Here is a 12,683-nt window from a genome sequence, read left to right on the forward strand (position 1 = left end):
CTTGCTCTGTTGGCCTGACCGGTTGACCGGTCAGGCTAAGGGGCTACCACCTCACGCCACCAGCGGTCACAATCGCAACCATGCCCACACCCTCCGTAGGTCCCGAGATCATCGCCTTCTACAGCGAGACCATCGACGAGTCCGAGCGGCTGACAGGCAGTGCCGACGGCGTCCTGGAGATGGTCCGCACACAAGAGTTGCTACGGAGGTATCTGCCTCCAGCGCCTGCCCGGATCGTCGACATCGGCGGCGGTCCCGGCGCGCACGCCCGGTGGCTCACCAAGGATGGGTACGAGGTGGATCTCATCGATCCTGTGCCGCGCCACGTGGAGGCGGCGGCGGTGGCAGGCTTCCGTGCCGAACTCGGGGACGCGCGGTCCCTGGGCGCGCCCGACGGCACGTACGACGTGGCTCTCGTTCTCGGGCCGCTCTACCACCTGCTGGATCACGGCGACCGCGTCCAAGCCCTGCGCGAGGCCGCTCGCGTCGTCCGCCCGGGTGGCTTCGTCGCTGCAGCGGCCATCGGCCGCTACGCCTCGCTCTTCGAGCACGTCGCAACCACCATGCTCACTGTCGACCGGGTGCGCGACGCCGTGGCCGACATCCTCGTCACGGGTGTCCATGCGCCCGGCCGAAAGGGCTTCACCAGCTCGTACTTCCATACGGGAGATGGGCTGGTCACGGAACTGAGCGAGGCCGGTCTGCGGGACCCGGTGGTGTATGGAATCGAGGGGCCGGTGTGGGCCGCCCTCAAGGCGACCGAGCAGTACACCAAGGAGAGTCTGATCGACTCGCCGATGTTCGAGGCGGCGCTGACGGCGGCCCGTCTTGCCGAGCCGCACCCGGACCTGCTCGCGGCGAGCTCACATATGCTCGCGGTCGCGCGGGTTTAGGGCGCCCTTCCTCTGGATCTCTCCGGTTCGACTGTGCTGAGCGGAGCTGCATGGACGATCATCAGGTCGTGGACACGGGCTATTGGGCGGTGCTCGCTGACTCCGATCGGGACCAGTGGGGGTACGTCCCCCACCGGATCATCGGACCGCTGGGGTTTGGAATGAATCGGGACGATGCCGTCGCCGTCATGGCAGGGCGCGGATTCAGCGCCGAGCACCGTGACCTCGGGGGCTGGCATTCGACGCGTCGATCTCAGTGGTGCGTCGAGTTCGGCAAGCCCGAGCTACGCCGGAGTCGGCCAGCGGTGAAGTGCTACTTCGTCGATGGTGCAGGTTTGACGTGCGTGCTCGTCGACGGACTGGTCGGCCCACAGGTCACCCACGAGGGGATCCGGCTGATCGGTCGTGTGCCGTCCGAACTCTCTCGCGAGATGGAGGCCTACGCGATCGAGCGCGAGACGGGGCTCCGGGCCAGCCCCGGGGGAGACCTGTCCTGCCATAGCTTCGAGGTCGAGTTGGGCGCGCAGCGCTCCGGCGACGCCGTCGTGACCTGGGCCCTGTTCTTCGAAACGGGGGAGATCGCGGGCACTTCCTGGGACATCGCCCCCGTAGAGGTCTGGCATCACTGGTAGAGCGTCCCTGCCCCAAGCGACCTGAACCGTTCGTCCCCGGTCCTGATCCAGGGCCGGGGTTTCTCTCTGTCCGCTGGTTGAGCGAGTGCTCAAAATCAGTTACCTTCCTCGCGGGGCAGTTTTGAGCGGTCGCTCAAGATGCCGGTTGAGCTGGGGGAACGCCGATGGGCCTCTACATCGAGACGCTGGTGCGCGCGGACCTGGAGACGCTCTGGGGTCGCACGCAGGAACCCGACCGGCATCAGCGGTGGGACCTGAGGTTCACGGAGATCTCCTACCTCCCGCCCGTCGAGGGCGAGCCGCAGCACTTCCGGTACGCGACCCGCGTCCTGCCCTTCCTGGTCGTCGCCGGCACCGGTGTCTCCGCGGGGGAGCGCCACCGGGCCGGCGGCGACCGGGTCTCCGCCCTCCGCTTCGCCTCGTCGCACCCGCTCTCGCTCCTCGCCGAGGGCAGCGGGTACTGGCGGTACGTCCCCACGCCCGACGGCGTCCGCTTCCTCACCGGCTACGACTACCGGCCCCGCTGGGGCCGCCTCGGCCGCGCCGCCGACCGGCTCCTCTTCCGGCCCCTCATGGGCTGGGCCACGGCCTGGTCCTTCGACCGGCTGCGGCTCTGGTGCGAGGAGGGCGTCACTCCGGAGGGCTCACGGAATCGCTGGCTGATCGAGACCTCCGCTCGGCTGCTGGTCGTGGCCGTGCCGTTCGTCGCGGCCTCGCTGCCGCTGGGGTCGGTCTCGCTCGCCGCCGTGCCGCTCACCGTCCTCGGACTCGCCGCCGCCGTCCTCGTACCGCCCTCGTCGCGCACCCCCGCGGCCCGCCGCTGTCTGCGCACCCCGCCCGCCCGTACCCGGGAGCCCCGGCTCCTCGTCACCCTGGAGCAGCCGTGACCGCGAGCCCCGCTTCGATCTTCCGGACCGCCATGGGCGACGCCGCCTTCGAGCGGCTCCACCCGGAGCTCCGGCGGCGCTTCTCGGTGGGGCTCGCGAGCGGGGAGCTGTGCGTCGGGCGGGGCGTCATGGACCGCGTCTGGCACGGCAGGGCCTTCGTGAAGCCGTTCCTCGCGGTCGGCGGGTCGCGGAACATCCTGCTGCCCCGCACCGGCCGGGACGTCCCCTTCACGATCGAGAACGTGCCGTACGCCGACTTGTACGGACGCGAGACCGTCACCTTCGTCCGGACTTTCGCCCTGCCCGGCGGTCCCCGACGCTTCGACGCGATCATGGTCCACAGCCCCGAGCGGGGCTGCGTCCTCGACTACCTCGGCACCCACCAGCACCTCGCCAGCGATCTGCACCTGTCCGCCGAACCCGACGGCTCGCTCCTCATCGCCTCCGGTGAACACCGCTTCCGCGAAGGCCCGTTGGACGTGCGCGTCCCCGAACTGATCGGCGGCCGGGCCGAGGTCCGCGAGTCCTTCGACGAGCGCACCGGGCGCTTCCGCATCAACGTCCGGGTGGTGAACCGGTACTTCGGGCCGCTCTTCGGCTACGAGGGGTCGTTCACCGCCGAGTACGCCGACGTACGCTCGCAGGGGGTGCGCGCGGGGCTGCGCCCGGTGCGCGAGGAGGTACGGGCGTGAGTGCGGAGACCGCTGTCGGGAAGGCCGCCGGTGGACCGAAAGGTCAGGACGCGCGGAGTCAGGAGACCCGGGACAAGCTGCTCGACGGCGCTCTGCGCACCCTCGTCGAGCAGGGCATCGCCAAGGCCTCCGCGCGCGCGATTGCGACCACCGCCGGAGTCAATCAGGCCCTGGTCTTCTACCACTTCGGCTCCGTCGACGAGCTGCTCGCCGCCGCCTGCCGGCGCGGCGCCGAGCTGCGCGTCGCCCGTCACCGCGAGCGGCTCCGCTCCGTCGGCAGCCTCTCCGAGCTGCTCGCCTTCGGGCGCGAGATGCACCAGGAGGAGCGGGACGCCGGACACGTCGCCGTCCTCGGCCAGCTGCTCGCCGGGGCCCAGACCCACCCCCGGCTCGCCCCGGCCACCGCCGCCGGGCTCGACCTGTGGATCGCCGAGATCGAGCAGGTCCTCGTCCGGGTCCTCGCCGGGACCCCGCTCGACGGGTTCACCGACCCCGCCGGGCTCGCCCGCGCCGTCGCCGCCTCCTTCGTCGGCCTCGAACTGTACGAGGGCGTCGACCCGGCCGGCGCGGAGGCCGCGCTCACCGCCCTGGAGCAGCTCGGCGCCCTGATGGCCGCGATCGAGGAGCTGAACCCGGTCGCCCGGAAGGCCGTCACGTACACGCTGCGTCGACAGAGCGGTCGCGGCCGGTAAGGACGCCCACTCGGACTACTCCAGTCGACACGCCGAACGAAGTCCCCTTTTGTTGGGGTATCGACCCGTTCGACGACAGCTGGAGGCACCGTGCGGCCGGGAGGCTACGACTACGACACCTACAGCCGACTCGCCGGTCCGCTGACCGAACCGGACCCGGCGGCCTACACGGTGCAGTACCGAAGTCTGCTCTCGAAGGAGCCGCACCGAATACGAGCCGTCCTGCTGATGTGCCTCGCGCCGCTCCTGTCGGCGCTGCTCCTGGCCTATCTCGTCTGGCCGAGCCACTGGACCGTCCGCGAGGGCGGCGAAGCCTGGCTCGTCCACCTCGACACCGTGATGCTCGTGTCGATCGGCCTCATCTGCTTCTTCATGCTGGTGAACGTCACGTCGATCGCCCACGCCACCATGGTCGCCCGCGACCCGATACCCGTCCGCGCCGAGCCCGGCACCCGCGTCGCGTTCCTCACCACGTACGTCCCGGGCAAGGAACCGCTCTCCATGGTCCGCGGCACCCTCGAAGGCGCCGTCCGGCTGCGGCACGACGGGCCGCTGGACATCTGGCTCCTCGACGAGGGCGACTCCGCCGAGGCCAAGGCGCTCTGCGCCGAGCTCGGCGTACGCCACTTCACCCGGGCCGGCGTCCCCGAGTGGAACCGCAAGAAGGGCGTGCACAAGGCGAGGACCAAGCACGGCAACTACAACGCCTGGCTCGCCATGCACGGAGACGCGTACGACTTCTTCGCCTCCGTCGACACCGACCACGTCCCGCTCCCCAACTTCCTGGAGCGGATGCTCGGCTACTTCCGCGACCCCGACATCGCCTTCGTCGTCGGACCGCAGGTGTACGGCAACTACACCAACATCGTCACCAAGGCCGCCGAGTCGCAGCAGTTCCTCTTCCACGCCCTCATCCAGCGGGCCGGGAACCGCTACCGCGCGCCCATGTTCGTCGGCACGAACAACATCGTCCGGATCTCCGCCCTCAAGCAGATCGGCGGGCTGTACGACTCCATCACCGAGGACATGGCCACGGGCTTCGAACTGCACCGCAGGAAGAACCCGCGCACCGGCCACTTCTGGCGCTCCGTCTACACCCCCGACGTCCTCGCCGTCGGCGAGGGCCCGGCCTCCTGGACCGACTTCTTCACCCAGCAGCTGCGCTGGTCCCGGGGCACGTACGAGACGATCGTCAGGCAGTTCTGGAAGGCACCCTTCCGCACCCCGCCGGGCCGCTTCCTCAACTACACGCTGATGCTCGTCTACTACCCGATGACGGCCGTCAACTGGTTCGTGGGCATCCTCAGCGGTGTCCTCTACCTCTGGTTCGGCGCCTCCGGCACCCAGGTCTCCACCTCGGTGTGGCTGATGATCTACAGCGACGCCGTCGCCCTCCAGATCGGGCTCTACCTCTGGAACCGGCGCCACAACGTCTCGCCCCACGAACCCGAGGGCTCCGGCGGCCTCGCCGGCATGGCGATGTCCGCGCTCTCCGCGCCCATCTACCTCAAGTCCCTCGGCTCGGCGGTCCTCCGCACCCGCGGCCGTTTCGTCGTGACCCCCAAGGGCGGCGAGGCCAGCCCCGACCGGATCGCCACCTTCCGCATCCACCTCTACTGGGCGGCGGTCCTCATCGCCTCGCTCGTGGCCTCCGTCCACTACGGCCACACCCACGCGGCCATGCGCACCTGGGCGTCCCTCGCCCTGGTCATCGCCCTGGCCCCGGTCTCCCTCTGGGCGTGGACGACGGTACGGGCCCGGCGCGTCCAGCGCGTCCGGGACCGCGCACGGGCACGGGCCCGAACCCGTGGGCTCGCAGACGCCCGAGAAGCGATCGCAGTCCGCCCGACCGCTGTTCCGCCCACCGCACCCGCACCCGCACCCGCACCGGCCCCGGCCCCGACGACCGGAGGGAACTGAGTTATGGCCTACCGGCCGTCGAAGAAGCTCAAGAAGACGCTGCTCGGCAGCGGGGCCGTCATGGTCCTCGCCGCACTGAACGCCCCGGCCGCCGTCTCCTTCGCCGAGGAGAAGTACCACGCCTACAAGATCGCCCAGCCCGGCTACAAGAAGCGGTACGGCTCCTGGGCGGAGCTGGACGTCCCCGACGAGTACCGCATCAACGCCATCCACGCGGCCCTCCTGCATACCGGGAAGGTGCTGCTGATCGCCGGCTCGGGCAACGACCAGAAGAACTTCGACGCCGGGACCTTCGAGACCATCCTCTGGGACCCCGCGAAGAACACCTTCAAGAAGATCCCCACCCCCGTGGACTTCTTCTGCTCAGGACACACCCAGCTCCCCGACGGGCGGCTGCTCGTCGCCGGCGGCACCGCCCGCTACGAGGTCCTCGAAGAAGGGGTCGAGAAGGCCGGCGGCGGCATGCGGGTCAAGAACGAGAGCCCCGACAAGGCGGTCACCCTCAAGAAGGGCACCGTCTTCCGCTCGCCGTCCGGGGTCGAGTACGTCTCCAAGTTCGACGTCACCGTCCCCAAGGCCAAGCGCGAGTTCGAGATCTCGTACTTCAAGAGCGGCCAGATGAAGCCGTGGGAGACCAAGGTCACCGCCGCCGAGGCGCGGGTCTTCGTCGAGGCGCGCAAGCCGGGCCCGCAGGCCCTCACCACCGAGGCCGCGCAGTACGAGGTCGTCGGCCTCAAGGGCGACGAGGCCGACAACGTCTACGGCCTCGCGCAGAAGCTCACCACCGAGAAGCAGGACTTCCAGGGCATCAAGGGCGCCTACGAGTTCGACCCCCGGGCCGAGAAGTACATCCCCGTGGCCCCCATGAAGGACGCCCGCTGGTACCCCACCCTCCTCACCCTCGAGGACGGCAAGGTCCTCGCCGTCTCCGGGCTCAACGACGTCGGAGACGTCGTCCCCGGCGACAACGAGATCTACGACCCCGAGACCAAGAAGTGGTCCAAGGGCCCCTTCCACTACTTCCCCACCTACCCCTCCCTCTTCCTCACCAAGGGCGGCAAGGTCCTCTACACCGGCTCCAACGCCGGCTACGGCCCCGCCGAGAAGGGCCGCGAACCCGGCCTGTGGGACCTGAAGAAGAACTCCTTCACCAAGCTCGGCGGGCTCACCGACCCCGACCAGCTGGAGACCTCCGCCTCCCTGATGCTGCCGCCCGTCCAGAGCCAGAAGGTCATGGTCCTCGGCGGCGGCGGGGTCGGCGAGTCCCCGAAGTCCACCGCCCGCACCTCGATCATCGACCTCTCCCAGGACAGCCCCGTCTTCACCGACGGGCCCGCGCTCCCGCAGGGCACCCGCTACCTCAGCAGCGTCCTGCTGCCGGACGACACCGTCTTCACCAGCGGCGGATCCAAGGAGTACCGGGGCCGCAGCGGCAGCGACATCCTCAAGGCGCAGTTCTACGACCCGAAGGCCAACGCCTTCGCCGAGGCCGCGGAACCCACCATCGGCCGCAACTACCACTCCGAGGCGCTGCTGCTCCCTGACGGCCGGGTCGCCACCTTCGGCTCCGACCCCCTCTTCGACGACAAGGACAACACCAAGCTCGGTACGTTCGAGCAGCGCATCGAGGTCTTCACCCCGCCCTACCTCCACAAGGCGGGCGCCGACCGGCCCGTCCTGGGGGAGGGCTCGCAGGAGCTCGACCAGAACGGCCGCGCCACCTTCAAGACCCAGGACGCCGGCCGGATCGTCAAGGCCCGGCTGATGCGGCCCAGCGCCGTCACCCACACGACGGACGTCGAACAGCGCTCTGTGGAACTCGGCCTGACGAAGGGCCGCGACGGGCGGACGGTCACCGTCGACGTACCGCAGGACCGCACGCTCGTGCCGCCCGGCTGGTACATGCTCTTCGTGACGGACGCGGACGGCATCCCGAGCGAGGCGAAGTGGATCCAGGTGGGGTGAGCTCCCGGTCCTTCGGGCTCAGGCCTTCGCCCGCCGGGCCAGGCCGAGCGCGTACTCCGGCCACCACGTCCCGGCGGCCGGGCCGCCCCGGCACTGACCGTCCGAGTCGCCGGGGCGCTTGATCCACAGATAGGCGTCGACCAGTTCGTCCCCGGTCCGGTCCGTCGGCGGTACGCCGAGGGCCCGGCCCGGCGGATTGCACCAGGCCTCCGCCCGGTCACCCGGGAGGGGGCCGTCGCCGTTCCGGCTGGTGTCCACCGTGAAGTGGGCGCCGCCGAGGAGCCCCGAGAGCGTCGCGCCGAAGCCCTTCACCGTGTCGTTCGTCTGGAAGTTGGAGACGTTCAGCGAGAAGCCGTCGGCGCGGGCGACGCCCGCCCGGCGCAGCGGCTCCACCAGCTTGCCCGGGTCGTCGATCCACGCCGGATTGCCCGCGTCCAGGTAGACCCGGGTGCGGGGCTGCCGCTTGAGCCGTTCGATCGCCTCGGCGAGCAGCTGGTAGCGCTCGTCGTGGTACTGCGCCGGGGTGCAGCCGTCCACGATGTGCGGCACCGCGTCCGGCTCCAGGACGACGATCGCGGAGGAGTCCCCGATCGCGGAGGCGAAGGAGTCGACCCAGCTCCGGTAGGCCTGCGCGTCGTGCGAGCCGCCCGCCGAGTACATCCCGCAGTCGCGGTGGGGGATGTTGTACGCGACGAAGACCGGGGTCCGGCCCTCGGCCGCCGCGCCCCGGACCGCGCGCGTGACCTCGGGGACGGGGTCGTCCCCGGCCGGCCAGTCCGCGACCGGCCGCTCCGCGATCCGCTTCAGGATCGCCGCGTCCTCGGTCCTGCCCTGGGCCTCGTACTCCCTGACCTGCTTCGCCGCGTCGCTCTCCGGGTCGACCCAGAAGGGGGAGCCGGCGGAGGGGGCCGGCGCCTCGCCCGCCGACGAGGGCGGGCCGACCGGGGTCTTCGGGGGCTCGTCCGTCGTGGAGCATCCGGTCAGGAGCAGCGCGGAGACGAGGGCCAGGGCGGCGGCGGTGACGGTGCGGCGGGACATCCGGCCCCCAGGGTCGGGTACGTCGGTACGTCGGGCATACGGGTACGGGGTGATGCGACGTTCAGGGCAATCGGCGCCATCGTGACATGTCGGTCAGCCGGTTCCGGGCTGCGACACCGCGATCCCGAGCGGCGTCCGCTCGTACAGCACCTGGTGGCCGTACCGCCGGGAGGCGAGGAGACCCGCGTCGCGCAGCACCGCCAGATGAGCGGAGACGGAGGAGGGTGCGAGACCGAGCCGGTGCGCGAGCGCCGTCGTCCCCGTCGGCTCGTCCAGGGCGCACAGGACGTCCGCCCGGGCGCGGCCGAGCAGCCGGGCGAGCGCCTCGGGGGTGCGGTCCCGGGGCTCGGCCCACAGTCCGCCGATCCCGCGCGCCGGATAGGCCACGGTCGGCTGCCACGGCGGATCGAAGCCGCTCACCACGTCGGGCCAGGTGAAGACCGAGGGCATGAGGACGAGCCCCTGCCCGTCCAGCGGACGGTCGTGCTCCCCGGCGTAGGCGACCTGGAGGGTGGCGGTCTCGGCGGCCCAGGCGAAGGCGGGGTGCAGCTCGCTCAGGAGCCGTTCGAGACCGCCCTCCGCGAGCCGGCGCGAGTGGTACGCGACGTCCGCCTCCAGGAGCGCCCGGAGCCGGGGCCACTCGGGGGCGATCAGCGCCTCCCAGGCCGCCTCCAGGAGGACGGCCAGCCGCCGCACCCCGTCGGCCGGATCGGCGAGCAGCCGCCGCCCCTCGTCCGTGGCGGCCGCCCCCGGCGTCTCCGCGAGCGCCCGCTCGAAGTCGACCAGCGCGAGGGCCGGGTCGGTCTCGCGTACGGCGGCGATCTCCTCCTCGAAGGAGGCGGCGGGCCCGAGCGGCGGTGGATAGAGGAAGTCCGGGCTGTGCCCGCGGAGCGGCATGAGGAGCTGGAGCGGCCCGAGGTCGAGCTCCCGCGCGGCGCCCGCGATCCGCCGCATCCACGGCAGGTGGTAGCCCTGCTTCCCGGGCCGCGCGAGGACCCGCACGGCGGAGTGCGTCTCCCAGAGCGGCGAGATCGCGAAACGGATCCGCAGGGGATCGGCCTCGCCGAAGCGCAGGTGGTACGGCACGGGGGTGGCGCCTCCCTCGGGCTGGGCAGGGCCCGGCTGGGCAGGGCTGGACAGGGCAGGGCAGGGCAGGGCGGGGCTGGGCCGGGCAGGACGGGGCTGGGCAGGGCCGGGCGGGGCTGGGCCGGGCAGGACGGGGCCGGGCAGGACGGGGCTGGGTCGGGCTGGGCTCGGCAGGACGGGGCTGGGTCGGGCTGGGTCGGGCTGGGCTGGGCAGGACGGGGCTGGGTCGGGCTGGGCAGGGCTGGACAGGGCAGGCCCGGCTGGGCAGGGCAGGGCAGGGCTGGGCAGGGCCGGGCAGGACGGGGCCGGGCTGGGCTTCGGGCGTTCCGGCGGAAGATTCGGCTGGAGCCGAAAGTCTAGGGCGGAGGCGCCCCCGGCGGCACGCTGCGGTCATGTCCACGCCCGACTCGCTCGACACACCCCTGCCGTCCTCGCTCCCGCACCCGCCGGGCCCCACGGGCGCCCTGGCCGTGAACGTCCCTGCCCCGCCCGCGCCCCCGGCGGGCTCCGGCGCCGGCCTGGCCGGTCCCGCGTCGGCCGGTCCCGCCCGGGTCGGTCCCGCGCCGGCTGATCCGGCCCCGGCCGGTCCCGACCCCGCCGCCCCCGTCCCACCCGGCGACCGTCCCGGCTACCGGGCCGTGTTCCGGGTGCGGGAGTTCCGGTTCGTGTTCGTGGCGCATCTGTTCTCGCTCCTCGGGGTCGTCGTCAGCGAGCTCGCCCTCACCGTGCTCGTCTACGACCTCACCCGCTCCCCGCTCCTCTCCTCCCTCACCTTCGCCCTCGGCTTCCTCCCCTACCTCCTCGGCGGCACCCTCCTCGCCGGCCTCACCGACCGCCTCCCGCCCCGCCGGATCCTCGTCGTCTGCGACCTCGTCTGCTCCGCCTGCGTCGCGACGATGGTCGTCCCCGCCACCCCCGTCGCCGTCCTGCTGGTGCTCCGCTGCGCCATCGCCGTCGTCTCGCCCGTCTTCAACGGCACCCGCATGGCGACCCTCGCCGACATCCTCGGCGAGGGGGACCTCTTCGTCCTCGGCCGCTCCCTCCTGCGGATCGTCTCGCAGAGCGCCCTCCTCGCCGGCTTCGCCGTCGGCGGCGTCCTCCTCACCGTCGTCCCGCCGCGCGGCGCCCTCGCCGTCACCGCCGTCACCTTCCTCGTCTCGGCGCTGCTGCTGCGCCTCGGCACCGCCCGCCGCCCCGCCCGGGCGGCCGCCGGGACCGGTAGCGGGCTCTCCGGCACCTGGGCCGTGCTGCGCAACCGGCGCGTGCGCGCGCTGATGCTGATGTTCTGGGTGCCGCCGCTCTTCGCCGTCGTGCCGGAGGCCCTCGCAGCGCCCTATGCCGACGAGATCGGCGTCTCCACCGCCGCCCTCGGCCTGCTGATGTGCGCGCTGCCGGTCGGCACGATCGCGGGCGAGCTCTTCGCCGGTTCGTTCCTCTCCGCCGCGACCCGCTCCCGGATCGTGCTCCCGCTTGCGGTGGCCGGCGTCCTGCCCTATCTCCTCTACGCTCCCGAGCCCGGCGTCGCGCTCGCGGTCGCCGCGCTCTTCCTGGCGGGCGCCACCGGCGCGTACACCCTCGGTCTCGACGCCTGGTTCGTCGCCGCCGTCCCGGAGGACCAGCGGGGGAGGGCCATGACCCTGATGACGGCGGGCATGATGACCGTCCAGGGGATCGGGATGGCGGGAGCCGGGATCGCGGCCGAGTTCGCCCCCGTGCACACGGTCGTCGCGGGTACGGGCGTCGTCGGCACGCTCTGTCTCCTCGGCGCCGCGGCCGAGCTGAGGGCCTCCGGGGCGACCGGGAAATGAGACGGTGCTGACCGCCAACTGGCCCATGGGTAAGGTCGTCGGGTGCCGAAGCCGCTCAGTCTCCCCTTCGACCCGATCGCCCGTGCCGACGAACTCTGGCAGAAGCGCTGGGGTCCGGTCCCCTCGATGGCCGCGATCACCTCGATCATGCGCGCCCACCAGATCCTCCTCGCCGAGGTCGACGCCGTCGTCAAGCCCTACGGGCTGACCTTCGCGCGGTACGAGGCCCTGGTCCTGCTCACCTTCTCCAAGGCGGGTGAGCTGCCGATGTCCAAGATCGGCGAGCGTCTGATGGTGCACCCCACCTCGGTGACGAACACCGTCGACCGGCTCGTGAAGTCCGGCCTGGTCGCCAAGCGCCCGAACCCCAACGACGGCCGCGGCACCCTCGCGACCATCACCGAGAAGGGGCGCGAGGTGGTCGAGGCGGCGACCCGCGACCTGATGGACATGGAGTTCGGTCTCGGCGTGTACGACGCCGAGGAATGCGGGGAGATCTTCGCGATGCTGCGCCCGCTCCGGGTGAGCGCGCACGATTTCGACGAGAGCTGACCGGCGCGTTCGGCGAGGGCTGACCGGCGCGTTCCACGAGAGCTGACCCGCGCGTCCGGCGAGGGCTGACCCGCGCCTTCGACGAGAGCTGACCCGCGCGAAGATCGCCCGGAACGTGCCGTTACGCTCGACGGCATGAAATCCAGCGTGCTGACCCGTTACCGCGTCATGGCCTACGTGACCGCCGTCATGCTGCTCGTGCTGTGCACCTGCATGATCTTCAAGTACGGGTTCGACATGGGCGAGGACGTGACCTTCGCGGTCTCCCAGGCCCACGGCGTCCTCTACATCATCTACCTGGTCTTCGCCTTCGACCTGGGATCCAAGGCCAAGTGGCCGTTCGGCAAACTCCTGTGGGTGCTGCTCTCCGGGACGATTCCCTTCGCCGCCTTCTTCGTCGAGCGCAAGGTCGTCCGCGAGACGTTGCCGCTGGTCAGCGACGTGCGGCCGGAGCCCGTCAAGGCCTGACCCCCACCTCCGCACGTATGTGCGGAGGTTTGCCATCGACATTTACTAGG

The 12,683-nt window shown here is 71.5% G+C and carries 12 protein-coding genes; 10 read left to right on the forward strand and 2 right to left on the reverse strand.

Annotated features, from left to right (window positions below):
- The first annotated feature begins 80 nt into the window (after positions 1-80).
- From ACWFR1_RS13735 to ACWFR1_RS13765, 7 genes are all read left to right on the forward strand, one after another.
- Entirely contained in the window at positions 81-893 is an 813-nt protein-coding gene (locus ACWFR1_RS13735; RefSeq protein ID WP_453550218.1) for a class I SAM-dependent methyltransferase, read from the forward strand.
- 50 nt (positions 894-943) lie between these two features.
- Complete coding sequence (locus ACWFR1_RS13740) at positions 944-1,525, forward strand: hypothetical protein (protein ID WP_453550220.1); 582 nt, start codon at positions 944-946, stop codon at positions 1,523-1,525.
- 164 nt (positions 1,526-1,689) lie between these two features.
- Entirely contained in the window at positions 1,690-2,412 is a 723-nt protein-coding gene (locus ACWFR1_RS13745) for a hypothetical protein (protein WP_453550222.1), read from the forward strand.
- Between the two features lie 32 nt (positions 2,413-2,444).
- Positions 2,445-3,104: a DUF4166 domain-containing protein gene (locus tag ACWFR1_RS13750; RefSeq protein ID WP_453550371.1), complete on the forward strand. Its 660-nt coding sequence runs from the start codon at positions 2,445-2,447 to the stop codon at positions 3,102-3,104.
- Complete coding sequence (locus ACWFR1_RS13755; protein ID WP_453550224.1) at positions 3,101-3,796, forward strand: TetR/AcrR family transcriptional regulator; 696 nt, start codon at positions 3,101-3,103, stop codon at positions 3,794-3,796. The genes ACWFR1_RS13750 and ACWFR1_RS13755 overlap by 4 nt, the downstream gene beginning before the upstream one ends.
- 90 nt (positions 3,797-3,886) lie before the next feature.
- Positions 3,887-5,716, forward strand: a complete 1,830-nt coding sequence (locus ACWFR1_RS13760; RefSeq protein ID WP_453550226.1) for a glycosyltransferase family 2 protein — start codon at positions 3,887-3,889, stop codon at positions 5,714-5,716.
- Positions 5,717-5,719: 3 nt separating this feature from the next.
- Positions 5,720-7,681 (forward strand): galactose oxidase-like domain-containing protein, encoded by a 1,962-nt coding sequence (locus tag ACWFR1_RS13765; protein ID WP_453550228.1) that lies wholly within the window; start codon positions 5,720-5,722, stop codon positions 7,679-7,681.
- 18 nt (positions 7,682-7,699) lie between these two features.
- Here ACWFR1_RS13765 and ACWFR1_RS13770 read toward each other — a convergent pair whose 3' ends face one another.
- A complete protein-coding gene (locus ACWFR1_RS13770; protein ID WP_453550231.1) occupies positions 7,700-8,719 on the reverse strand; it encodes a glycoside hydrolase family 6 protein in 1,020 nt (339 codons plus the stop codon).
- A 93-nt stretch (positions 8,720-8,812) separates the two neighbouring features.
- Positions 8,813-9,805 (reverse strand): DUF5937 family protein, encoded by a 993-nt coding sequence (locus tag ACWFR1_RS13775; protein ID WP_453550233.1) that lies wholly within the window; start codon positions 9,803-9,805, stop codon positions 8,813-8,815.
- Positions 9,806-10,443: 638 nt separating this feature from the next.
- Here ACWFR1_RS13775 and ACWFR1_RS13780 point away from each other — a divergent pair.
- The 3 genes from ACWFR1_RS13780 (at position 10,444) to ACWFR1_RS13790 (ending at position 12,633) form a co-directional block, all read left to right on the forward strand.
- Positions 10,444-11,613: an MFS transporter gene (locus tag ACWFR1_RS13780; protein ID WP_453550374.1), complete on the forward strand. Its 1,170-nt coding sequence runs from the start codon at positions 10,444-10,446 to the stop codon at positions 11,611-11,613.
- Positions 11,614-11,655: 42 nt separating this feature from the next.
- Positions 11,656-12,165 (forward strand): MarR family winged helix-turn-helix transcriptional regulator, encoded by a 510-nt coding sequence (locus ACWFR1_RS13785; protein ID WP_453550236.1) that lies wholly within the window; start codon positions 11,656-11,658, stop codon positions 12,163-12,165.
- A 135-nt stretch (positions 12,166-12,300) separates the two neighbouring features.
- Positions 12,301-12,633: a DUF3817 domain-containing protein gene (locus tag ACWFR1_RS13790; protein ID WP_453550238.1), complete on the forward strand. Its 333-nt coding sequence runs from the start codon at positions 12,301-12,303 to the stop codon at positions 12,631-12,633.
- The last annotated feature ends 50 nt before the right edge of the window (positions 12,634-12,683 follow it).

The sequence above is a fragment of the Streptomyces sp. NPDC055103 genome, from assembly GCF_053607625.1.

Bases quoted from the DNA above. Each gene is read 5' to 3' on its own strand.
- ACWFR1_RS13735 (WP_453550218.1), top strand. From the start codon at position 81: ATGCCCACACCCTCCGTAGGTCCCGAGATCATCGCCTTCTACAGCGAG.
- ACWFR1_RS13740 (WP_453550220.1), top strand. From the start codon at position 944: ATGGACGATCATCAGGTCGTGGACACGGGCTATTGGGCGGTGCTCGCT.
- ACWFR1_RS13745 (WP_453550222.1), top strand. From the start codon at position 1,690: ATGGGCCTCTACATCGAGACGCTGGTGCGCGCGGACCTGGAGACGCTC.
- ACWFR1_RS13750 (WP_453550371.1), top strand. From the start codon at position 2,445: ATGGGCGACGCCGCCTTCGAGCGGCTCCACCCGGAGCTCCGGCGGCGC.
- ACWFR1_RS13765 (WP_453550228.1), top strand. From the start codon at position 5,720: ATGGCCTACCGGCCGTCGAAGAAGCTCAAGAAGACGCTGCTCGGCAGC.
- ACWFR1_RS13770 (WP_453550231.1), bottom strand. From the start codon at position 8,719: ATGTCCCGCCGCACCGTCACCGCCGCCGCCCTGGCCCTCGTCTCCGCG.
- ACWFR1_RS13790 (WP_453550238.1), top strand. From the start codon at position 12,301: ATGAAATCCAGCGTGCTGACCCGTTACCGCGTCATGGCCTACGTGACC.